Genomic DNA, 23,505 nt, shown 5'->3' with positions numbered 1-23,505 from the left:
TTTAGTGGTGTATGTTTGTCGTACAGGAATTGTTTGTTAAAACCCCGCTATGAAACCATTGTTACTGACCATTGTTTGTGTGTCATACTTTCTGATGACGTATGCACAGTCTTTATCCACGCCGGCCGGCAAAGATGCTGCCGCAGGCAGTTACAGCCGTCATTTTCAGCAGGTGGCTTCGGCCGCTTATCAACCCGCCGGGTTGTCTTGTCTGCACGCCTTTACAGCAGGTATCTATGCAGAACAACGTTTTTTATTACAGGAGATACCGCTTTACCAGGCTATGGCCGCTATTCCCACAGGGGCCGGTGCGTTTGGTTTACAGCTGATGCGCTTAGGCAGCAGCGTTTATTACCGGCAGCAGGCCGCACTGGCCTATGGCATGCGGCTGGGACGGAACGCCGGAATAGGGCTGCAGGGCAGTTACCTCACAGAAGCGATAACTGGTTATGGCAGTCGCGGTGGCGTGGCCGTTACCGGCGGCCTGTTATGGCATGCCGGTGAGCAGTGGCATACCGGCGTCCGTATCAGCCATTCCCGGCCAGGGACGACCATATACAGTGCCGGTATTGGTTCTGAGGCTTCCTCCGCTTTTTTACTGAGTGCCGAAATAGGAAAAGCCGACAATGAAACCGCCTGGCTGAAAGCAACAGCCAGCTATCGGATCGTTCCGCCACTGGCATTGCAATGGGGATTTGCCACCTGTGCGCCCTTTCAGCATGCCGGTATCACCATTCATTGGCATATGCTGCAGATCATGTTTGCAGCCGGCTTTCACCCTCAACTGGGCATCACCCCTTCAACCACTATCATATGGCAGCGGGATGGTACCGAATAACCGTGATATGGCTGCTGTTGTGTGGTAGCTGGGAGAAGGCGGCAGCCAGACAGGTAACGGAGCTGCCTGCCGTCATGGAAAATGCGCTGGAAAAAGAAACTGCCGCAACAGACGCCGCATCAGACGATGATGAGGACTGGCAGCAGCTGGAAGATTTTATGCGGCATAAAATACAGCTAAATACTGCTGATGGCGCCATGTTGCAGTCGTTAGGAATACTGACGGCCATACAGGTGGAGGAGTTCCTCACTTACCGGCGCCTTTTGGGCAACCTGGTCAGTATCTATGAACTCCAGGCGGTGCCGGGATTTGAACCGGAGGTGATACGGCAGTTGTTGCCCTATGTGAAAGTAGGCGATGACCTTATGCCGCATTACAGCCTGCATGATTATCTGCATAAAGGCGGCCATACTGCCATGTTACGGTACGGCCGTCAGCTGGAAAAGCCCCGCGGCTATCAGGGCACTGCCACCGCACCGCCAGCCTATCAGGGCGGTCCGGACAAGATACTGCTGCGTTACCGGTATAGTTTTCCGCGTTATATCAGCTGGGGCGTCACCATGGAGAAAGATGCAGGTGAGCCGTGGAGCGGGTTTCCGAAGCAGTATGGGTTTGACTATTACAGTGCGCATCTGTTTGTCCGTAATGTATGCGGGCTGAAGACCATCGCCCTGGGAGATTACACGGTGAACCTTGGACAGGGACTGTTGCAGTGGCAGGCGCATGCCTATGGTAAAGGAGCGGCTGCCATGCAGGTAAAGCGGGAAGGTGATATCCTGCGGCCACATACTTCCGCCGGGGAAAATAATTTCTTCCGGGGCGCGGCCGCCACCTGGGAGCAGCGGGCGTGGCAGGCCACGGCCTTCGTGTCGCTGCGGCGGCTGGACGGTACGTTGTCTGCCGATGACGATCAGGATGCGGGAAGTGCCACTGCCTTGCAGCGTAGCGGGTATCACCGTACGTTGGCGGAACTGTCACGCAAGGGAACGGTGCAACAGTGGAGCGGCGGTGGGAGTGTCCGTTATCAGCAGCGTCGCTGGCAGCTGGGCGCCAATATCGTTAGTCACCGTCTTAACCCTGCACTGCAACGGGAACTGAAACCGTACAGCCAGTTTGATTTCACCGGCACGCAGCTGACCGGCGCCAGTATGGATTATGCGGCATACTGGAAAAATGTTCATCTGTTTGGGGAGGTGGCCGCCAGCGATAACGGCAGGCCTGCCATCGTGCAGGGCGCGCTGGCCAGTGTGGCGCCCATGGTGGACGTGGCGATGATGTACCGGTATTATGATAAAGCATACCAGTCGTTTTACACCAGCAGCTTCGGGGATGGCTCCCGGACGGTGAATGAACAGGGCTGGTACACAGGTGTCAGCATGTTGCTCAGCAATCGCTGGAAGGTAGACGGCTATGCAGACTTCTTTCGCTTTCCCTGGCTGAAATACCGCGTGGATGCACCTTCAGGCGGGCATGATTTTTCAGTACAGGCAGTATACACGCCCAATAAACGAAAACGGCTGTCACTGCGGATCACGAATGCCACCCATGCGGAAAACAGAAAGGCTGCAGGCAATGCGCTGAACGTACTGACGGATGTAACATCAACGCATCTGCGTTTGCAGGGTGAAAGTACCTATGGCCACAGCTGGCAGTTCAGGTCAAGAGCAGAGTACAGCATGTACGCAGCGGATACCGGCAGGAAAACAGGATGGCTGGCATACCTGGAGGCGGCATGGCATCCGCGTGCCTGCCCGCTGGCGCTCAATGCAAGAATTACCCGTTTTGGAACGGCAGACTATAACACACGGATATACGCTTATGAGCGTAGCGTATTATATGATAACACCGTCTCAATGTTATATGGAGATGGTTGGCAGTACTACCTGAACGCGAAGTGGAAAATAAACCGTCGTTTGTCTTGCTGGCTGCGAATGCATCAGGTGATATACTTCGGGCAGCAAACCATCGGGACAGGGCAGGAAATGGTCACAGGTGACAGAAAAACCTTTTTTCAGTTTCAACTGCTCCGGTCATGGTAAGCAGTCCTTCAACCGGTATTAATTTTTATTCTCGTAAATGAATGATTGTTAATTGATTAGATGCTTTGGGGTCTTTGCTGTTAAAAAAATGTTAACTGCAAAGGGGCTAGAAAGGTTTTTTTTTATAACTTGGGGATGTTCAACCAAAATCTAAATCTTAAAAACTAAACTATCAATGAGGCGCTTTTACCTTTAAAAAAGCTGTGCCCTTAGCAATGGCTATTCCAACTTGCTAGTCTTATTTGCTTGTTTGCTCGTTTGCTTGTGACTATATGCGATTATAGAAATGGTTTTTGCTGTCTATCGTACGTTAATCAAAGCCAGATCAGAAGTTATTTATGCCGTTAGCGGTATATACAATTGTATTGTATATGCCAGGTCTATGACAACGATATAATGCTGGACGCTTGTCCGCTTTCTTTTTCAACCAAAATTTGAATCTTTTTATGAAAAAGGTTTTACTCCTTTTTGCCATGCCCATGGCAATTGTCAGCCTGACTTATGCCCAGGAACGGCAGGTATCAGGTACAGTAAAGGGCAGTGACGGAAGCCCGGTACTTATGGCTACCATACAGATTAAAGGCACCACCACCGGTACTACTACCGACAGACAGGGAAATTTCCACCTCACGGTAAAAGACGCTAATGCAGTGCTTGTGGTGAGAAGCGTTGGCTTCCTCACCCGCGAAGTGACCGTTGGTGATAATCCCACTCTTAATATCGTCTTGCCGGTAGATACCAAAGCGTTGCAGGAAGTTGTGGTAACGGCCCTGGGTATACGCCAGGAGAAAAAAGCGCTTGGCTACGCTGCCCAGGACGTTAAAGGCGAAGAATTAGTCAGAACAGCTCCTTCCAACCCTCTCAGTGCCCTTTCCGGTAAAGTAGCCGGCGCCAGTATCGTGACCGCTTCCGGTACGCCTGGCGCCCCGGTGAGAGTACAGCTCCGTGGGGCAACGACCATCATGGGTAGCAACCAGCCATTATTTGTAATTGATGGTTTACCGGTGGACAATACAGAAACCAATACCTCCAGCGATGGCGGAGGTACCGCCGGTGTACTGCAATCCAACAGAATGGTGGACATCAACCCTGATGACGTAGAGAATATCACTATGCTGAAAGGGCCTGCTGCCGCAGCATTGTATGGTAGCATGGCCTCCAACGGTGCTGTGATCATCACCACCAAAAAAGGAAAAAGAAATCCTGACGGCAGGTCATTTAATATCTCCTATGGCATTACTGTCAACTTCGACAAGGTAAGCCAGCTGCCGGAAAGACAAAACAAATATGCACAGGGTTACGGCGATCTTTCCCATCCGGGTGATGACGGCGGACCTAAAGCTTATTCTTTCGGACCGGCCATAGATACGCTCGTGTTCGACGGTAAACCATACCTGTGGGACAAAAATGGTATGCTGGTAGGCAGAAGCCAGAACCCTGGCGGTAAAGCGGCTATCGCTTACGACCCTTACCAGTTCTTCCGGACAGGCGTAGGTACACAGAACAACCTGGCCATCAGCGGCGCTACGCCCAACCTGACATACCGCGTGTCTGCTTCTATCTACAATCAGAAAGGGATGATCCCGCTCACAGATTTTAAGAAGAACACCATTGCTTTCTCAACGGACTATAAGTTCTCTGATAAGTTCAGCATGTTCAGCACCATGAACTATGTTAATTCAGGCGGCCGCCGCGCGCAGCAGGGTAGTAACCTGAGCGGTATCATGCTGGGCCTTCTGAGAACAACACCTACTTTCGATAACTCCAACGGCGCTTCCGATCCTACCGATCCTTCCGCTTATCTCCTCGGTGATAACAGCGGCGATCAGCGCAGCTACCGCGGCAGAGGTATCTATGACAACCCTTACTGGACTGTCAATATGAATCCTTTTAAAGACAACGTACAACGTTTCTTTGGTACGGTGGGCGGCGTTTACAAGCCTTTTGAGTGGTTGAGTATTACCGAAAGGTTTGGCGGCGACTATTCCATGGACAACCGTAAACAGATCTATTCCAAAGGCTCCGGTGGTTTCCCCGATGGACAATATTTTGAAGATCAACTCAGCACCCTGGTTATCAACAATGACCTCTTTGCTACGTTCACTAAAAAATCAGGCAACTTTGACTATTCCTTCCTCGTTGGTCAAAACGTGTACGATTATAAAACCAAATACCTGCATACACAGGGCGATGGGCTGAGCGGCAACGACTTTCAGGGCGTTACCAACACAGGTAGCAATACCTTGTCTATCACGAATACCCAGCAACGCAGGGTCGCTTTCTATGGTAAGGCAAACGTAGCGTTCAACAATTACCTGTTCCTGGAACTGACCGGTCGTTACGAAGGTAACAGCACGTTGCCGGTGAAGAACCAGTTCTTCTTTTATCCTTCCGCCAGCCTCGGCTATGTGTTTACCGAAGGGCTGAAAATAAAGAGCGATGTGCTGTCCTATGGTAAAGTGCGCGTAGCCTTTTCCAGCGTAGGCCGCGGTCTCAATCCATATAGCCTGCAAACGTACTATACACGCACTGCGCCTATTGACGGCTGGACCAACGGTATTGTTTTCCCGTATAATGGCCTGGTAGGATATTCCAAAAGCAGCACACTGGGTAATCCCAATCTGACCGCAGAAAAAACGAACCAGTTTGAAACAGGTGCGGAACTACGTTTCTTTGACAACCGTGTAACAGTTGATTACACCTACTATAAAGGCAAGAGTAAAGGGTTGTTAAATCAGGTAAGTATAGCGCCCAGCAGTGGCTATGGCTCCGCCTTCCTGAATGCCGCCTCTATGGAAAACCATGGTCACGAGCTGACAGTAGGCATCACGCCGGTCCGTACCAAAAACCTGGACTGGACCCTGACATTCAACTATGCGCAGAACCGGAACAAGGTACTGGCGCTGGCCGAAGGTATTGACCGCTTCGACTTCAACGGTTTCACCGGTATTTTCGTTTCTGCTATCGTAGGTAAACAATATGGTTCACTCTACGGTACCGGTTACCTGAAAGACGCACAGGGCCGCCTGGTTATTAATGACGAAGGCACGCCTGGCGATGGCTCTTACGGCTATCCGATCGTATATGATCCGTTACAGTACCTGGGTGATGTAAACCCCAAATGGTCCGGCTCTGTAGGAAACATGTTCAATTTCAAAGGTATTATCCTCAGTTTCCTGATTGAAACCAAACAAGGTCAGAGCATGTGGAACGGTACCTGGGGCGCCATGACCAACTTTGGTACCAGTGCCAATACACTCGCCAGAGGTTCCCAAACCACCTTTGATGGTGTAAAAGGACACCTGGACGGTAGCAATAATCTCGTTACCAAAGGAGAGAAAAACGATATCAAGGCTGATCTGAATGCTGACTACTACAGTGGCGTAGGCAGCGGCTTTGTGGTAAATGAACCATTCATCCAGGATGCCAGCTGGGTAAGGCTGCGTGAAGTGTCTATCGGTTACAGGCTGACAGGCTCCAGGGTCTTCAAAAAACAGAAACCCTGGTTCAATGCAGTAACGTTGACGGCTATAGGAAGAAATCTCTGGCTGCATACCAAATACACCGGCGTAGATCCTGAAACAAGTCTTTTCGGTACGCAGGAAGCACAAGGATTTGATTACTTCAACAACCCTGGCTCCAAAACCTACGGCTTCAGTGCAAAATTTGAGTTCTAATTGAAAAATCGAAAAACAGAAGTTATGACTATTCTCAATAAAACACTTGTCACTGCTGGTTTCGCAGCCCTGCTTGCGCTGGGTTCCGGTTGTAAAAAGTACCTGGATGTTAATAACGATCAGGACAGGCCTGTAGACGCTCCGCCTGCGGCCATCCTCACCGGGGCGGAAGTAACTGCCGCCTATACGATTGGTGGCGCAGACGTTGCCCTCACTGCCAGCCTGCTCACCAATCAGGTGGACGGCACCAGCCAGCAGTTTAAGAACTACCAGTTATACCAGATCGTGGCAGATAACCTGACCAACTGCTGGAGCAATCTCTATCAGAGCACGCTCAATGACCTGGTAGAACTGCGTAAAATGTCAGAACCCAAGAAATGGTATTTCTACAGTGGCGCCAGCAAAATACTGATCGCCTATGTATTGGGCACCAGCACTGACCTCTGGGGAGACATCCCTTACAGCGATGCTTTTCAGGGACTGGATTTTAAGTTCAAACCGAAATATGATAAACAGGAAGATATCTATAAAACCATCGATGGTTTGCTCACTTCAGCTATCGCTGACCTGAACCAGCCACAGCTGGGACCGGTGCCCGGCGGCAACGATGTGCTTTACGGCGGTGATCCTGCTCTCTGGATAAAATTCGCTAACTCTTACCGGATGCGGACGCTGATCCATCTCACCAAAAAGGATCCTGCTGGTTATGCACAGAAGGTAATTGACGCGTCCAAGGCGGCAGGCGGCATTATCGGCGCAGGTGAGGAAGCTACAGTGGCTTTCCTGAACGACCCTACCAGGGCTAATCCGGTGCAGCAGTTCAATGCCCAACGTCCCGGATACATTACCTACGACCAGTCGTTTATGATCAACCAGATGAAAGCGCTGAGCGATAGCAGGGTGGGACCATACCTGGGCGGCGCCTACGACTCCAAAACTTCCCCTGTGTACCTGTTGACTGCCTATGAGCTGGACTTTATCCTGGCAGAAGCATACGCCCGTCTCGGACAGGATGCTGATGCGCAGGCCCACTACGAAGCAGCAGTAACTGGCTCCTTCCTTTCTGTAAAAGCTGACCCAACAGGTTATCTGGCCAAACCGGAAGTGAAATATGATCCGGCAGCCAGCGCTACTGATAAACTGAAGCTCATCCTGACGCAGAAATATTATGCGATGTACCTGCAGGCGGAGAACTTCACCGATTGGCGTCGCACGGGCTTTCCGGCGCTGACGTCCAAAAATGCCGGCAAGGAAATTCCGAGACGTTATCCTTATCCACAGTCTGAGCTTTCCTACAATGGTGCTAATGTGCCTACCGGTATTTCACTCACTACCAAAATGTGGTGGGACCAGTAAAAAAGCCGTTTAACCGCTTTCCATAAAAAAAGAGGGCTCATTGAGCCCTCTTTTTCTATTTTTGTGGGGCTAAATCATATAGATATGGAAAATCAGCACGAAGAGCAGAATCAGCTTAACATCGAGTTAAATGAAGAGATTGCGGAAGGGCAATATGCCAACCTCGCTATAATCACCCATTCCAATGCCGAGTTTGTAGTGGATTTTGTCAATGTGATGCCGGGCCTGCCGAAAGCAAAAGTCAAGTCACGCATTATTCTTACGCCCCAGCATGCCAAGCGTTTTATGAAGGCATTGCAGGATAATGTCAAAAAATACGAATCTGTTCACGGCACAATTCAGGACCAGGAGCCGGTTTCTGTGCCCATGAATTTTGGTGGTCCCACTGCTCAAGCCTGATTACACCATGGAACATATTTATTCTTATCATCATCTGACGGAGTTTACCCGCGAGGTTTTTATTCGTATGGGTTGCTCCCGCGACCATGCTATGCTGGCCAGTGAAGTACTGGTAGCGGCTGATCTGCGGGGGATAGATTCTCACGGTATAGCCCGGTTGTCCGGCTATGTGCGTTTGTGGGAAGCCAAAAGGATTAACGCCCGTCCCAATATCCGCATTGTACACGAAACACCCAGCACGGCTGTTGTTGACGGCGATGCAGGCCTGGGCCTCGTTGTAGCGCCGTTTGCCATGGAAGTGGCCATACAGAAAGCTGCTGTTGCCGGTACCGGCTGGGTAAGCGTTAAAAACTCCAACCACTTCGGTATCGCTGGTTACCACGCCATGAAAGCGCTGGACCAGGATATGATCGGTATGGCTATGACCAACGCCAGCCCACTGGTAGCGCCCACTTTCGCGAAAGAAAGAATGCTGGGCACCAATCCCATTGCGGTGGCCATCCCGGCGAAAGAGCAACCGCCGTTCGTAGCAGATTTCGCCACGACTACTGCTGCCAATGGTAAACTGGAGATCCTGCAACGTAAAAACCAGGAAGCTCCCATTGGCTGGATTCAGGACAAAGATGGCAATCCCAGCACCAACCCGCATGAACTCAAAGATGGCGGGGCTTTGCTGCCATTAGGCGGCGACCGCGATCATGGAAGTCACAAAGGGTATTGTTTGGGAGCAATAGTTGATATATTTTCGGCCGTTCTTTCCGGGGCCAATTACGGACCATGGGCGCCTCCTTTTGTGAGCTTCCTGCCGCTGGCCCCTGATCCGGTGGGTGAAGGACTGGGACATTTCTTCGGCGCCATGCGCGTAGATGCGTTCCGCCCGGCAGATGAATTCAAAACCCACATGGACACCTGGATCAGCCGCTTCAGGGCCGCAGTACCGGTGGAAGGTAAACAGGTGCTCATACCCGGTGACCCGGAAAGGGAAATGCACAGCCATCGCCTGGAAAACGGAATACCTGTTCTGGCGCCGGTAGTGAAAGATATGCAGGAGGTAGCTGCTAAATTTAATTTGAATTTTTAAATTTCTATCATTCATATAAACAGCCGGAAACGGGCCAGCAGACTGCTATCCCGGCAAGAGGCAAAAACAATTATATTCAGATGAAAGTGTTAAAATTTGGTGGAACCTCCGTGGGAAAACCAGAGCGCATGCATTCAGTAGCGCAACTGATCACAGCAGATAATGATCAGAAAATTGTGGTACTGTCTGCCCTGTCAGGCACCACGAACGCACTCGTGGAAATCAGCCAGTCATTGTCGGAAGGCAAAAAAGCACAGGCGAAGCAGCAGATAGACAAGCTGGAAAGCCATTACAGGACCTTCTGCGATGAATTGGTGAAACAGGAGGCTGGTCGTGCCAGCGCTAAAGCTATCATTGATGAACACTTTGAATTTCTGAACATCATCCTGAAGATATCTTTCAACGAAGCGTTGAATAAAGATATCCTCGCACAGGGCGAACTGTTGTCTACCCGCCTGTTCTGCGTATCCCTGGAAGAAGCCGGCATTCCCGCTGTCTTGCTGCCGGCGCTGGATTTCATGAGCATCGATGAATACGAAGAACCGGAAATTCCTAAGATCAAAATCAAACTGGGTAACCTGATCAATCAGCATAAAGGTCAGAAGTTATTCATCACACAGGGATACATCTGCCGTAATGCCAAAGGAGAAGTGGATAACCTGAAACGTGGCGGCAGCGACTACTCCGCTTCCCTGATCGGCGCCGCGATCCAGGCTGAAGAAATCCAGATCTGGACCGATATCGATGGTATGCACAATAACGATCCGCGCGTAGTGAAAAAAACCTTCCCGATCGAGCAGCTGTCATTCGATGAAGCCGCCGAGCTGGCCTACTTCGGTGCTAAAATCCTGCACCCGGCTTCTATCTGGCCTGCGCAGCATTTTAATATTCCGGTGAAACTGCTCAATACCATGCAGCCCGAAGCCAAAGGCACCATCATCACTGAAATGCCTAATGGCAACGGTGCTAAAGCTATCGCGGCAAAAGACGGTATCATCGCCATCAAGATCAAATCCAGCCGCATGTTGCTGGCCTATGGCTTCCTCCGGAAGATATTCGAGGTATTCGAGAAGTACCGTACTCCGATCGATATGATCACTACTTCTGAAGTGGCCGTATCACTCACCATCGACAGCGAAGCGCACCTGGACCAGATCCTGAAAGAGCTGCAGCCGTTTGGTACGGTGGAACTGGACCATCATCACACCATCGTTTCTATCGTTGGCAACGAGGTGGCTGCTACTCCTTCCATCATCACCAAACTGTTTGATGCCATGGAAGGTATTCCTTTGCGTATGATCTCCTACGGTGGCAGCAGACATAACATTTCCATCCTGGTAAATGGCCAGTTCAAGGAAAAAACACTGCAGGTGCTGAATAAAGGACTGTTCGGTTTAGAGTAAACCGCTACTGCTAAAGATATCCAAAGGAAAAAGGGGCGTACCAACTGGTACGCCCCTTTTTTATACTTTTCTCAGCCGCTGGTCAAACACAAACGGTTGGGTGTCCGTAATCGTGACACGGGCGGCATCGGGATGCAACGGGTTGATGAGATAGTTATTTTCTTCGGCAATCACTACAGAGGGAATCCTGAGCACGGCATAGCGGGCAGTGTCCACCCATTCGTCGCCAATAGTCTGCAGGGCAGGGAAGGGCGCCAGCGATTGCCAGCCGGAGGGAAGGTCTTTTTTCGTGAGCACTTTAATCGCAATATCGTCCGGGATGTGGATGGTGGCGATACAAAAGTCCTGAATAATATTTTTTAAGGGAATGTGCACTAGTACTTCCAGCGCTGACAGCGCCCTGCTGCCGGCCGTGTAAACGATCGAATGGCCCGGGCTGTTCCACCGGCCTCCGTACAAGCGGGACCCGGTGCCTGTCAGGTCATTGATGTAGGCACATTTACTGATTCTGTAAACATCCATGAGCTATGCGAATATCCCGTGTTCAATGCGTCCCAGTTCGTCTTCAATCAGCTGAAAACCAAAAGTAGTATCTAACAGGGAAATAGGAAGTTGATAGTTAAAGGTGGGAAGCGGCGTGCGCATCCACTCCTTGAAGTTTTCCAGGCTGCCGAAAACTTCTGTGCCCCGCTGGTACAGCTGGGAGAGGAGGATGGCCCGTTCGGAAGTATCGGCGCCAAGTTTGGCGTCGTCTGCATAACGCTGCAACGTTCGTTCTGAAATGTGCAGCACCTGCGCCAGTTCTGTCAGTGAAAAAGAAAGCTGACGACTCAGGTTCAATAATGCTCTTTTTAATACGCCACTCCGGGAAAGTTCTATGAAATCATAGTATCCGCTGCCCGGAGTGTAGGCTGCGCCCGGGTTCTCCACAATCATCAGGGTGTTTTCCTGCACCTGGTATTTTCTTGCGTGTTTCATATGTCCCGACATTTGGCACAAAAATACAACAAATTGTCGTTAAAATGAATCAATTAAGGTTAAAAGGAAGTTAACGGAGACAGCATCAGGTTTTTAACCTTTCTTTCCAGGGGAAATTATTATCAGAATTTTTTATCCTCGAAGTACCCGATTTTTTTCATCTGACTGATTTCCAGTGTGATAACATTATATTCGGAGATGGCTTTCCCTTTTAAAATATAAAAACCGCCCTTCTGAAAAGGATATTGACGCAGGCTGTCCGGAAAATGGACCGTATCAATAAACTGTCCCTCACGGTCCAGGAAAGTACCAAAACACATCGGTTCACCTTTGACGGTACGCATGGTTTTGGTGGTGACCAGATACCCCAGCGTAGTCACCGGTTGATTGACATACCGGTGAAAATCACGGGCAGGGATATACGCAGACTGGTCATGATTGAGCACTTCAAAAGGAGATGCCAGCGGAAAACCCAGCAGGTCTATTTCATCAAAGGCGTCTTCATGCTGATGGTAGGCCAGCTCCGGCAGTTCACAATTGACAGCAGCGGGCTGGAACAATGACAGATTGTGGACAGCGGCAGTACCGGGCTGCCGGACCAACAAACTGCTTTTCCACAACAGCTGTTTTTTAGTCTGGCCGGTAAACTGAAAACAGCCAATACGGATCAATAATTCCAGTTGTTCCGCGCCCGGGGAAATACGGCTACAGAAATCTTCCAGGTGCAGGTAAGGACCGCATTGCCGGCGCTCCTCCAGTATCCTTTCAGCGAGGGCCTGCTCAAGGCCTTCCACATGGATAAGCCCTACATACACCTCCTGTCCTTTGATGTTGGTGGGATAGTCGCTGTTGTTGATGCAGGGCGGATGAATGTTGACACCGGTCTTTTTCAGTTCCCGGAAATACAGTTCGCGGTTGTAGAAGCCGCCGAAATTATTGATCACGGCGACCATAAACTCTGCCGGAAAATAAGTTTTCAGATAGAGGCTCTGGTAGCTCTCCACGGCAAAGCTGGCGGAGTGGGCTTTGGAAAAGGAGAAATTGGCAAAGCTGGCGATCTGCCGCCATACCTCCGCGGACACTTCATAAGGACGTCCCAGTTGTGCGCAGTTGGCAAAAAAACGTTCCTGTATTTTTTCAAAGTCCTTTGTTCCCCTGTATTTCCCGGCCATGGCCCGCCGCAGCGAGTCGGCATCCGCCAGTTCCATATTGGCGTAGGTATGTGCCACCTTGATCACATCTTCCTGGTATACCATGATGCCAAACGTATCACTGAGCAACTCTTCGATGACAGGGTGCAGGTAAGTGACACTGGCAGGATTGCGGTAACTGTGGATATATTGTTTCATCATGCCGGATTGCGCCACGCCCGGCCGGATGATAGAACTGGCGGCCACCAGGGTAAGGTAGTTGTCGCACTGCAACTTTTGCAGCAACTGCCGCATACCGGGTGATTCTATATAAAAGCAACCAATGGTGTTAACTTTTTTCAGGTTTTCTTTCACCTTCTCGTCCACTGTAAATGCTTTGACATTATGAATATCGATGTCCACCTGTTTGTTTTTACGGATAATGTCGATGGTGTCGCGGATATGTCCAAGGCCACGTTGACTAAGGATGTCAAATTTATAAAGGCCGATGCGTTCCGCCTGAAGCATGTCCAGCTGGGCGGTGCTGAATCCTTTCGGCGGCAGGTATGTAGTGCAGTACTGATGGATGGGCGCATCGCTGATGAGGATACCGCCGGCATGGATGCTGAGATGGTTGGGAAAGGATTTTTCCTGGTCCATCAGCCGGCTGAAATGCTGGATCTTACGCTGGATATGATCTTCGTTCAGCTGTATGTTGAAGCCGTTTTCTAGTATCTGGTCGATTTCCTTTTTAGGGAGACCGAACACTTTGCCCATTTCCCGAATGATGGCATTCGTTTGAAATGTGGTGACAGTGCCTAACAGCGCGGTATGCGTGTCGCCGTACTTGTCAAACACATACCGGATGATGGCATCGCGGTCGCGCCAGGAAAAATCGATGTCAAAATCCGGAGGGGAGGTGCGGTAAGGATTGAGGAAGCGTTCAAAAAAGAGATTCAGCTCTATCGGGTCCACATCGGTTATTTTGAGGCAGTACGCCACAATAGAATTGGCCCCACTGCCGCGTCCTACATAGAAAAACTGTCTTTCCTGTGCGTAGCGGACGATGTCCCAGGTGATCAGGAAGTACGCCTCAAATTCCTGTTGTGCGATGATGTCCAGTTCTTTTTCAATGCGCCGCGAAGCTTCGGCATGGCCTTTCCCGTAGCGGTATTCCATCCCCTGATAGGCCAGTTGCCGCAATAGCTGCCGGTCTTCTTCCACGTTGCCCAGAAATGATTTTCGGTTGCGGGGCGTTTGCAGCGCCATTTCCACTTCACATGTTTCCAGTACGCGGAGCGTGTTGGAAACAATATGCGGGTATTGCTCAAAGCGTTCCACCATTTTGGCGGGATGCACAAACTGGTCGTGGACAGTGCCGGTAGTGTGTGGTTCCAGTTGGGAGATAAGGATGTTCTGATCGATGGCGCGTAATACGCGGTGCAGTTCATAGTGGTCATTGTCCTGAAAGGTGACAGGGTGCATGATCACCAGCTGGTGGCGGATGCTAAGGGTATCTATCCGGAAAAGTCTGTTGAGGTCGCGTGGATTAACGCCCAGCAGTTCGTGCGGCAGCAGCCTGGCTGGCTGAACAGTGCCCCAGTTATAGATGGCCCAGGTGCCGGGGAGGGCGGGGGCGCGGTCGGGGAAAGGTATCTCCCGGCTCAGGTGATCGGAAAGAAAGCGGTTGATATGATACCATCCTTCCTGGTCCCGGGCCAGCAGCAGGTAGCAGAATGTTGACTGATTACGGCATTCCACGCCCAGTACTGGTTTGATGAGATGTTTGCGGCAAAGGTCCACAAATTCCCAGGCATCGGAAGTGATGTTGATGTTGGTAAGGGCCAGCGTGGTGATGCCCAGTTGCGCTGCTTTTTTGACCAGCATTTCAGCGGGCATGGTGCCATATCGAAGGCTGAAAAATGTTTTGCAGTTCAGGTACATGTTATCCTTTATAGTACGGCATGATATCTTTTTTCGGCGCGGGGATGTTCTTTTTATCCGGTGGCACCACGTTAGTGCCTTTCAGCAGCATATCCCAGCCGAAGCGGTTTTTGATATTGTCGATGGCCTGGTAGAGCGCGATCATTTCCTGGCTGTCATCAAAAAGACTGATCTGGTGGTTGCCTTGCACCAGGTGGCTGAAACGTACGCCGATGAGGCGTACCAGCAGGCGACGGTCGTATAGTTTTTTAAACAGGTCTTTCACTTTTTCCAGCAATACATGATCGGAGCAGCTATAGGGGATGGTCATTTGTTTGGTGACGGTTTCGAAATCGGAATACCGGATTTTGACGGTCACGCAACCGGTGAGCTTATTCTGCTGCCGCAGTTCGAAAGCAATTTTTTCCGTCATGCGTACCAGCTCCGCATGCAGAAATTCCATGTCGATGGTATCGGCAGGAAAAGTACTTTCCGTGGAGATGGATTTTTGTTCATAGTACGGCACTACAGGGGAGTCGTCGATACCGTTGGCTTTTCTCCAGAGAGAGATGCCATTTTTACCCATCCATGCTTCCAGCAGGGAAGGAGGTACTTCGCTGAGTATTTTCACTGTTTCCACGCCGCGGCGCCGGAGCTGTGCGGCCGTTTCCCTGCCTACCATCGGTATTTTTTCGACAGGCATCGGAGCAAGGAAATTTTTTTCGGCCCCGAAAGGTATTTCCAGTTGGCCGTTGGGTTTGGCTTCGTCAGTCGCTACTTTGGAAACGAGTTTGTTGGATGCAAGCCCAAAAGAGATAGGCAGCCCGGATTCTTTGATGATGGCTTTCCGCAGTTCTGTGGTCCATTTAAGCGAGCCAAAGAATTTATCCATGCCGGAGAGGTCGAGATAAAATTCGTCGATAGAAGATTTTTCATACAGCGGCGCTTTGTCAGCGATGATGCTGGTCACTTCGCGGGACTTTTCGCTGTAGCGGTCCATGTCACCGCTACGGACGATGGCGTGTGGACACAGGCGCAGGGCAGTTTTCATGGGCATCGCGGAGTGGATGCCGAAGCGGCGGGCTTCGTAGCTGCAGGCAGCTACCACAGCGCGGTCGCTGCTGCCGCCTATCAGCAGCGGCTTGCCTTTCAGTTGACTGTCATGCAGACATTCCACTGATACAAAAAAACAATCCAGGTCGAAATGTGCGATAGCTCGCTGTTGTAATGTAATCATGTTTCCCTGTTTAGGAACGAGTTCCCGTTCGGAATACTATTTGTGCTCCTCCATCGAAATATCATTTATTCTTCCCAATCCGGCCAATTTTCAATCGTATATACTGATTTCCCGCCATCTGCAATACCGTCATTCTCCCCACTTGGGGGATACCATCATTCTCCGGGTTTGTAAGCGATAAGCGGATGGCAGGCCGGGCGAAAGTCGGCACAAATAGTGATCAGCAGGGCCTGCCAGCCGTAATCACCCGATTTATTGTAAAGATACTAAATTTTTTAGTTTTGCTAAAATTATTAGTATTTCTTTATTCAAATTTTATCCCCATTTTCAATTTTCCTAACTTTGATACAACATATCCGAGGGGCCATCTGTAGTATATAAGAGAATGGAAATGAACGAATAAGAAAAGCGTGAATGTTCATCTTTAAACTATCGTCCCATGAAACAGACCAAAGCTTCAAAGGAAATATTTATCCTGGCTTTGTTGCTCCTGCCCATGGCTTATCTGGCCATCATCTGGAACAGCCTTCCTGCAACAATTCAAACCGACCAGAGCTTATCTGAACAGGCTGAAGGCAGAACTGCTTTTCTGTTGCTGATGATATTCCTCTTTGTGACCAATGCGTTGATTTACGCGTTATTCCGGTTTATTCCGAAAACGACGGAAGACAGTCCGGCGGTGGCAACTGTGGAACAGCGGGAATTTTACCGTATCCGTTTCATCATACATACATACCTGGCGCTGTTTACCTGCATCATCATCTTTTTGGTGAGCCAGGGACGGCCTTTTGCGATGGCAAGCTGGGCTTTTGTGGGGGTAGGTTTGCTGATTGCGGCGATAGGCCTATATTTGTGGAAGTTGCAGCTGGAACCCAATCACTATGTGGGCGTTCGTACGCCCTGGACGTTACAGAACAAAGAGATCTGGCAGGAAACACACCGTATGGCCGGGACCCTCTGGGTGAGCGCAGGAATAGTGATGATGATAGCAGGCTTTTTTCTGTCGCTTGTTACCGGGGTGTTCCTGATCTTTTTTGCAGCGATCGTACTGGCAGCACTGCCGTACATTTATTCGTTCCGGTTATATAACAAGGACAAGGGATAAGGTTATTCATAGTGGTCAATCAATAACAAAAAGAAAATGGCGGTCAACTGACCGCCATTTTTCATGTATATAATACGTTGTGCTTAGAACCAGTTCGCTCCTAATGCCTGACGGAACGGCCAGGGGATGAGGGCCAGAATAAGGATAAATGCGATCCCGTAGAATATAAGGGCCAGCTTGTGTTTCTGGGCATCTGAGGTCGCCTTTTTGACTTTGGATTTGCCGATGTGCACCAACGCAATGGCGATCACCGCCATCAGGGTATGTTCTACCGTGAAAAAGCGAAGCGCAGGACTTTTCATGGTTTCACCCATATTGGATAGTCCCACTTTTCCACTAAATACAAAATATAACAGCAGTCCCACCAGCAGCTGAATGTCACAGAAGATCATGAAAAACAGTCCTGCTTTATTGTCAGCAGCTGTAAATGGTGTTCTTCCGGAAACACCTTTAAATGCACGGAGCACTGCCCAAAGCCCAGCCAATACGATTGCCCATCTCAGAATGGAGTGTAGATGTACCATAACAAGTTGATTTTACCGGGCAAAAATAAGCGAAGCGGCTTGAATATATTTGGTATTTTATAAAATTATTTGCTAATTTTGTTAGCAAGGTACTAAATTATTTAGGTTATGTCCGTAGTATGCCAGAATTTAAAATATCTGCGTAAGCAAAAAGGCTGGACGCAACAGGAGTTTGCAGACAAACTGGGCATCAAGCGTTCCCTGCTGGGTGCTTATGAAGAAGAACGTGCGGAACCCCGTACGGAAGTACTGGAACAGGTTAGTGACATGTTCCGGGTTTCCATCGATGATCTGCTTCGCCGCGATCTGGGCTCCCAGAAAGACAGTTTCCTGGAAAAACGCCGTCAGCAGAAGCTGGGCAACGCCCGTCAGGCGATCCACTTTGTGCCCGTAAAAGCCGCTGCCGGTTACCTGGCCGGTTATAACGACGACGAGTTTATCGAGGAACTGAATACATTTACCCTGCCCATGCTGGGCGCCGGCGACTACCGGGCTTTTGAAATTGCAGGGGATTCCATGCTGCCCGTTCCTTCCGGATCTGTGATCGTTTGTCATAAAGTAGAAGGATGGGAGGAGATAAAAAACAATGAAACCTACGTGGTGGTGACTTCCCGCGAAGGGATTGTTTTCAAAAGAGTATTGAAAAGCAACCGTGCGAAGTCCAGGATCACGCTGGTATCTGATAACCCTCAGTTTGAACCTTATCCGGTAGAAATGGAAGAGGTGCTGGAATTGTGGCAATCAGATGCGGTCATCAGCAAATCCAACCAGCAAAGCCGCATGAGTGTTAACCATCTGGCCGATATGGTCAGCCATCTGCAGGACCAGGTTAGCCTGTTGAAAAAGAAAATCAAAGACTAATACGGACATTGCAGGCTATTGCTGAATACCGGCAGCCCTTTGGCAACACATAGGTATGTCGCTCCTGAAGCAGTGCCTGATAAGAAAGGGTGCCTTTACACTTGGGCGATATCCCTTGTTGCCTGGCTTCTTTTATGAGGGGCTCGTAGCGCCATATGAGGAAGGTTACAGGGGCAATGGGAGCTTGTTTGCTGGTACTCGTAAATTCTGTGCAAGCTGGTAGCACTGGTGATTACATCGGTTTCCGGGCCCGGCAGCAGCTGTGTACAAGGCGGCAGTGTCAGTAATCACATCTGCCTGGTTTCTCCTGCAAGCGGACTGAGGGCTTTGCAATGCTGTTATTTTTCATCCCGGGAAGCCCTTTCAAAAGAGCCATAACCTATTCATTATTTGAGGTTTAAGGATAGTATCGGGAAGGCCGGAAGAAAAAAGAAAATCAAAACCTGTTTGGTTTTTGTTTTTATAAAATGTTGTCTTATCTTTGCATTCCTAAAAAATAAGAGGCAAAAATTATGTTGATCATTGATTCTAAAGATTGCGAAAACATAGACAAGGCGCTTAAAAAATATAAAAAGAAATTTGAGAAAGCACGCATCCTGCTGCAACTCAGATCACGCCAGTCTTTTACTAAACCATCTGTTAAACGCCGTACAGAGGTGTTGAAAGCTGTTTACAAACAACAGCTGGCCAGTGGTAAATTGGAAGCTTAATCTGTTGTAGCCGTCACTGGCTTACCAACTCAAAATATTTGATGATTGTAAGGTTATTTAATAACTTTACAATCATCAATCTTTTTGCGTTGAACGAAGCATTATATTCCTTAGCCGAGCGATTCATCTCCTACATTCAGCTCGAAAAGCGATACTCAGAGCACACCTGCACCGCTTATCGCAACGATCTCCTTCAATTTTTTGATTATACTACGGCTGCCTATGGTAATGTGACCATAGGAGACATCACCCATGTCATGGTCCGCAGTTGGCTGGCAGGTCTCATGGAAGATGCCATGACCGCCAAAAGTGTAAACCGCAAGATCTCCACCCTGAAATCCTTTTTCAAATTCTGCATACGTCAGGAGCTGCTGAAGCAGACCCCGATGGCGAAGGTCGTGGCGCCCAAGATCAGCCGCCGCCTGCCTGGATTTATCGACGAAAAAGGCATGAAGGCGCTGGAAGACAACCGTAGTCCGGCTTCCGTGGCAACACCCTTTATCTTTTCCGATGATTTTGAAGGAGAAACCCACCGGCTGATATTTGAGATCTTCTATCAGACAGGCATTCGTTTGTCGGAGCTGATCACTTTGCAGGAGTTCCGGGTGGACAAAGGCAACCTGTCCATCAAGGTGATGGGCAAAGGAGGAAAGGAGCGTATTATTCCGGTCAGCAGCCGGCTCTGTGCGCAGATTACTGCTTATATGGAACAGAAGCGGCGGGAACTGGAGGAGTTTGAGCCAGGTGTGTTGCTGGTGCATCCGCATAGCGGTCAGCGGTTGTATCCCAAGTATGTGTACCTGATGGTGCGCAAATACCTGACAGAACATGAAATCACTACCTACAAGAAAAAAAGCCCGCATTTACTGCGGCATACTTTCGCCACGCATCTTACTAATAACGGGGCAGACCTGAAGGCGGTCAAGGACCTTTTGGGGCACGCCAGTCTTACGTCTACACAGATTTATACGCATACTACCATTGAGCAGTTGAAGAAGGTGTACCAACAGGCACACCCGAAGGCCTGACGCATTATTTTTTCATTTTAACAAAATATTACGCATTAGAACAGCATTGCATTACAAAAGTGAGTATATTTAATACAGAAGTTCTTTCACAACCAAGAGAATGCCTATGACCATGGTTTACACACTATAACCTAGATTGTTAAATATTAAAAAATTAGTGCTATGAACGTTCAAATTCAAACTGTGCATTTTGATGCTGATTCAAAACTGATTGATCACGTGAATAAAAAACTGCAGAAGCTGAACACTTTTTATGACCGGATTGTCAGTGTGGATGTATTTTTAAAATTGGATAATTTAGCGCATCAGGTTAAAGATAAAATTGCCGAAATAAGAGTACGAATTCCCCGCCAGGACCTCTTTGTGAAGCATGAATCCAAATCCTTCGAAGAGTCCTTTGATCTTGCATTTGATTCCTTAGTCAACCAGGTAAAACGACAAAAGGAAAAGAAATTTCAATAATTTTTTAAAATAATTTTGGAAATATTAATCTCTTTGCTACCTTTGCCATCCCGATTCAAAAAGAGGGTCGGTAAAGGTAGCAAAGTTCTTTATGGTAGGGCGTTTTCAGGGAGACAGATAAATTTTTAAATATTTGTAACAAACTGAAAAAAAGATTTTGAGATTTGAAAAAATCGCTTAATTTTGCGCTCTCTTTCAACGAGTTACTTTTTTGAAAGAATGTTTTTTGAAAGATGCCAGCATAGCTCAGTTGGCCAGAGCTACTGATTTGTAATCAGTGGGTCGGGGGTTCGAATCCCTCTGCTGGCTCATCAAATTTTGATATTTAGCTATTTTAAAATTTTTAAATTTCAAAATAACCAAATTTCGAAATTTCAAAAAAGGGCAGGTTCCAGAGCGGCCAAATGGGGCGGACTGTAAATCCGCTGTCTTTCGACTTCATAGGTTCGAATCCTATCCTGCCCACCAAAACGGCTTGTTCCGCTTTTGCGCCTAGCAGAGGCGGAACAATGTTGTTGAGTGGAAGGTGAGAATAAATTCTCGTAGTTGATTGGCAAAATTTTCCCGGTGTGCCTGTGATGCAACAGCCTTTTATGTTCTTTAATTTATTCAGGAGAGTTCAGTCAGCGTTATTACCTTGCTGAATTGAATTGTCCGGTATGCGGGAGTAGCTCAGTTGGTAGAGCGACAGCCTTCCAAGCTGTAGGTCGCGGGTTCGAACCTCGTCTCCCGCTCGCATATAATTTCAAGCTGTTGTAGCTCAGGGGTAGAGCACTTCCTTGGTAAGGAAGAGGTCGAGAGTTCAATTCTCTTCAACAGCTCTTTTGAATTTTAGAAGAGAAGCATCGCGGTCGCAGTGAGATCACTTCGCCACTACATACACTCCATAAAATTCGGATTTCGGATTCGAATTTGTTAATTCTGCACTCCGAAATAAACTTAGCGTTGTAGCTCAATGGCAGAGCATCCCACATTTTTTATTTTATCGGGAAGGACATGAGTTCAATTCTCATCAGCGGTACAAGTTTGTAAAAAGCCGTTTTTTTAAAACAACTATCAATACAATCTTTACAAACCATCTAAAAAGAAAATACAATGGCAAAAGAAACCTTTAAGCGGGATAAACCCCACGTAAACATTGGTACCATCGGCCACGTGGACCACGGTAAAACTACCTTGACTGCTGCCATTACCACAATTTTGGCAAACAAGGGTCTGGCAGAGAAAAGAGGCTATGATGAGATCGATGCTGCTCCTGAAGAAAAAGAAAGAGGTATCACTATCAATACAGCTCACGTAGAGTATCAGACAGCTAACCGTCACTATGCTCACGTTGACTGCCCTGGTCACGCTGACTATGTGAAAAACATGATCACCGGTGCTGCCCAGATGGACGGTGCTATCCTGGTGGTTGCCGCTACAGACGGTCCTATGCCACAAACAAGAGAGCACATCCTGCTGGCTCGCCAGGTAGGTGTACCTCGTATCGTTGTTTTCATGAACAAAGTTGACCTGGTTGACGATCCTGAACTGCTGGAACTGGTTGAGATCGAGATCCGTGACCTGCTGACTTCCAATGGCTTCGACGGTGATAACGTTCCTGTTATCCAAGGTTCTGCTACCGGCGCTCTGGCTGGTGACGACAAATGGATCGGCGCTATCGACCAACTGATGGAAGCGGTTGACTCTTACATTCCGCTGCCTCCTCGTCCGGTTGATCAGGACTTCCTGATGTCCGTAGAAGACGTATTCTCTATCACAGGTCGTGGTACCGTTGCTACAGGTCGTATCGAACGCGGTCGTATCAAAGTTGGTGAGAACGTTGAAATCGTAGGTCTGCAGGAAGAACCCCTGAAATCTACTTGTACAGGTGTTGAAATGTTCAAAAAACTCCTGGACGAAGGTGAAGCTGGTGACAACGCTGGTCTGCTGCTGCGTGGTATTGAGAAAAACCAGATCCGTCGTGGTATGGTTATCTGCAAACCAGGTTCCATCACTCCGCACACTGAATTCAAATGCGAAGTTTACGTACTGAGCAAAGAAGAAGGTGGCCGTCACACTCCGTTCTTCAACAAATACCGTCCTCAGTTCTACTTCCGTACAACTGACGTAACCGGTGAAGTTGAACTGCCTGCAGGTGTTGAAATGGTTATGCCTGGTGATAACGTGACACTGACTGTAAAACTGATCCAGCCTATCGCTATGGATAAAGGTCTGAAATTCGCTATCCGCGAAGGTGGCCGTACAGTAGGTGCCGGTCAGGTTACTGAAATTATCAAATAAGTATTTCTAAAATACTAAAAGCCATTAGCTTCGGCTATTAAATGTCAGGATTTATTGTTATATTTGCTGACTGCTGAAAGCTCAAAGCTAATGGCTTTACACACGGGTATGGTGCAACGGTAGCATACGGGTCTCCAAAACCTTTGATCTGGGTTCGAATCCTAGTACCCGTGCCAAGGTTAATTAAATGGTTGAATTGTTATTATTAAAAAATAAACAATTCAACCATTTTTAGGCTTTAATCAATTGACCATAAATCGTTAACTTTACAGAATGAATAAGATCAGAAACTACTTCCGCGAGTCTTATCATGAGTTGGTCTACAAAGTATCCTGGCCTACCTGGCAGGAACTGCAGTCCTCCACCATGGTAGTGCTGATAGCAACTCTCTTTGTTACAGCGCTGGTTTGGGGTATGGACGCCGCTTCCAATTTTGTGTTGGCACACTATTACGAAATTTTCAAAAAATAA

Annotated in this window: 19 protein-coding genes and 6 tRNA genes; 20 read left to right on the top strand and 5 right to left on the bottom strand. The window is 48.7% G+C overall.

All coding sequences use genetic code 11. The annotated features are described in order from the left end of the window. Nucleotides 1–49: 49 nt before the first annotated feature. From ACTJJS_RS22160 to ACTJJS_RS22130, 7 genes are all read left to right on the top strand, one after another. Nucleotides 50–838, top strand: a complete 789-nt coding sequence (locus ACTJJS_RS22160; protein ID WP_440665283.1) for a hypothetical protein — start codon at nt 50–52, stop codon at nt 836–838. Further along, nucleotides 814–2,877 (top strand): ComEA family DNA-binding protein, encoded by a 2,064-nt coding sequence (locus ACTJJS_RS22155; protein ID WP_440665282.1) that lies wholly within the window; start codon nt 814–816, stop codon nt 2,875–2,877. Before ACTJJS_RS22160 ends, ACTJJS_RS22155 begins: the two co-directional genes overlap by 25 nt. Before the next feature lie 446 nt (nt 2,878–3,323). Next, nucleotides 3,324–6,554, top strand: coding sequence for a SusC/RagA family TonB-linked outer membrane protein (locus ACTJJS_RS22150; protein WP_440665281.1), 3,231 nt, complete (start codon nt 3,324–3,326; stop codon nt 6,552–6,554). A 24-nt stretch (nt 6,555–6,578) separates the two neighbouring features. Next, entirely contained in the window at nt 6,579–7,910 is a 1,332-nt protein-coding gene (locus ACTJJS_RS22145; RefSeq protein ID WP_440665280.1) for a SusD/RagB family nutrient-binding outer membrane lipoprotein, read from the top strand. Nucleotides 7,911–7,994: 84 nt separating this feature from the next. Further along, nucleotides 7,995–8,309 carry a DUF3467 domain-containing protein gene (locus tag ACTJJS_RS22140; RefSeq protein WP_168871822.1) on the top strand — a complete coding sequence of 105 codons (315 nt, stop codon included), beginning with the start codon at nt 7,995–7,997 and terminating at the stop codon, nt 8,307–8,309. 7 nt (nt 8,310–8,316) lie between these two features. Then, nucleotides 8,317–9,390: an Ldh family oxidoreductase gene (locus ACTJJS_RS22135; protein WP_440665279.1), complete on the top strand. Its 1,074-nt coding sequence runs from the start codon at nt 8,317–8,319 to the stop codon at nt 9,388–9,390. An 80-nt stretch (nt 9,391–9,470) separates the two neighbouring features. Next, complete coding sequence (locus ACTJJS_RS22130) at nt 9,471–10,793, top strand: aspartate kinase (RefSeq protein ID WP_168871824.1); 1,323 nt, start codon at nt 9,471–9,473, stop codon at nt 10,791–10,793. A 60-nt stretch (nt 10,794–10,853) separates the two neighbouring features. Here ACTJJS_RS22130 and ACTJJS_RS22125 read toward each other — a convergent pair whose 3' ends face one another. From ACTJJS_RS22125 to dinB, 4 genes are all read right to left on the bottom strand, one after another. Continuing rightward, a complete protein-coding gene (locus ACTJJS_RS22125) occupies nt 10,854–11,315 on the bottom strand; it encodes an RES family NAD+ phosphorylase (protein WP_168871825.1) in 462 nt (153 codons plus the stop codon). Between the two features lie 3 nt (nt 11,316–11,318). Beyond that, complete coding sequence (gene parS / locus ACTJJS_RS22120) at nt 11,319–11,771, bottom strand: type II RES/Xre toxin-antitoxin system antitoxin (protein ID WP_168871826.1); 453 nt, start codon at nt 11,769–11,771, stop codon at nt 11,319–11,321. Nucleotides 11,772–11,893: 122 nt separating this feature from the next. Beyond that, on the bottom strand, nt 11,894–14,845 hold the full coding sequence (locus ACTJJS_RS22115; RefSeq protein ID WP_440665278.1) for a DNA polymerase III subunit alpha: 2,952 nt from the start codon (nt 14,843–14,845) through the stop codon (nt 11,894–11,896). A gap of 1 nt (nt 14,846) precedes the next feature. Next, nucleotides 14,847–16,061, bottom strand: coding sequence for a DNA polymerase IV (gene dinB / locus ACTJJS_RS22110; RefSeq protein WP_168871828.1), 1,215 nt, complete (start codon nt 16,059–16,061; stop codon nt 14,847–14,849). Between the two features lie 439 nt (nt 16,062–16,500). Between dinB and ACTJJS_RS22105 the strand changes: the two genes are divergently transcribed. After that, nucleotides 16,501–17,166 (top strand): SdpI family protein, encoded by a 666-nt coding sequence (locus tag ACTJJS_RS22105; protein WP_168871829.1) that lies wholly within the window; start codon nt 16,501–16,503, stop codon nt 17,164–17,166. Nucleotides 17,167–17,249: 83 nt separating this feature from the next. Here ACTJJS_RS22105 and ACTJJS_RS22100 read toward each other — a convergent pair whose 3' ends face one another. After that, nucleotides 17,250–17,690 (bottom strand): hypothetical protein, encoded by a 441-nt coding sequence (locus tag ACTJJS_RS22100; RefSeq protein WP_440665277.1) that lies wholly within the window; start codon nt 17,688–17,690, stop codon nt 17,250–17,252. A gap of 108 nt (nt 17,691–17,798) precedes the next feature. Here ACTJJS_RS22100 and ACTJJS_RS22095 point away from each other — a divergent pair, with 108 nt between their 5' ends. The 12 genes from ACTJJS_RS22095 (at nt 17,799) to secE (ending at nt 23,505) form a co-directional block, all read left to right on the top strand. Then, nucleotides 17,799–18,551: an XRE family transcriptional regulator gene (locus ACTJJS_RS22095; protein ID WP_168871831.1), complete on the top strand. Its 753-nt coding sequence runs from the start codon at nt 17,799–17,801 to the stop codon at nt 18,549–18,551. Between the two features lie 512 nt (nt 18,552–19,063). Then, entirely contained in the window at nt 19,064–19,261 is a 198-nt protein-coding gene (rpsU, locus tag ACTJJS_RS22090) for a 30S ribosomal protein S21 (protein ID WP_168871833.1), read from the top strand. 89 nt (nt 19,262–19,350) lie between these two features. Then, nucleotides 19,351–20,289 carry a tyrosine-type recombinase/integrase gene (locus ACTJJS_RS22085; protein ID WP_440665276.1) on the top strand — a complete coding sequence of 313 codons (939 nt, stop codon included), beginning with the start codon at nt 19,351–19,353 and terminating at the stop codon, nt 20,287–20,289. A 162-nt stretch (nt 20,290–20,451) separates the two neighbouring features. Then, the gene (locus ACTJJS_RS22080; RefSeq protein ID WP_078667073.1) at nt 20,452–20,751 is read left to right on the top strand and encodes an HPF/RaiA family ribosome-associated protein; all 300 of its coding nucleotides are present in this window, start codon (nt 20,452–20,454) and stop codon (nt 20,749–20,751) included. 235 nt (nt 20,752–20,986) lie between these two features. Further along, nucleotides 20,987–21,060 (top strand) — tRNA-Thr (locus ACTJJS_RS22075). A gap of 73 nt (nt 21,061–21,133) precedes the next feature. Then, a tRNA-Tyr gene (locus ACTJJS_RS22070) sits at nt 21,134–21,219 on the top strand. A gap of 193 nt (nt 21,220–21,412) precedes the next feature. Continuing rightward, nucleotides 21,413–21,485: transfer RNA gene (locus ACTJJS_RS22065), tRNA-Gly, on the top strand. A gap of 15 nt (nt 21,486–21,500) precedes the next feature. After that, nucleotides 21,501–21,572: transfer RNA gene (locus ACTJJS_RS22060), tRNA-Thr, on the top strand. A 120-nt stretch (nt 21,573–21,692) separates the two neighbouring features. Beyond that, nucleotides 21,693–21,772, top strand: a tRNA-OTHER gene (locus tag ACTJJS_RS22055). Between the two features lie 74 nt (nt 21,773–21,846). Next, entirely contained in the window at nt 21,847–23,034 is a 1,188-nt protein-coding gene (gene tuf / locus ACTJJS_RS22050) for an elongation factor Tu (protein ID WP_168871835.1), read from the top strand. 102 nt (nt 23,035–23,136) lie between these two features. After that, nucleotides 23,137–23,210: transfer RNA gene (locus ACTJJS_RS22045), tRNA-Trp, on the top strand. Between the two features lie 97 nt (nt 23,211–23,307). After that, nucleotides 23,308–23,505 carry a preprotein translocase subunit SecE gene (secE, locus tag ACTJJS_RS22040; protein WP_168871836.1) on the top strand — a complete coding sequence of 66 codons (198 nt, stop codon included), beginning with the start codon at nt 23,308–23,310 and terminating at the stop codon, nt 23,503–23,505.

The sequence above is a fragment of the Chitinophaga sp. 22308 genome, assembly GCF_052045305.1.
Lineage (GTDB): Bacteria > Bacteroidota > Bacteroidia > Chitinophagales > Chitinophagaceae > Chitinophaga > Chitinophaga varians_A.
This window is presented reverse-complemented; position numbering and strand designations above follow the sequence as displayed.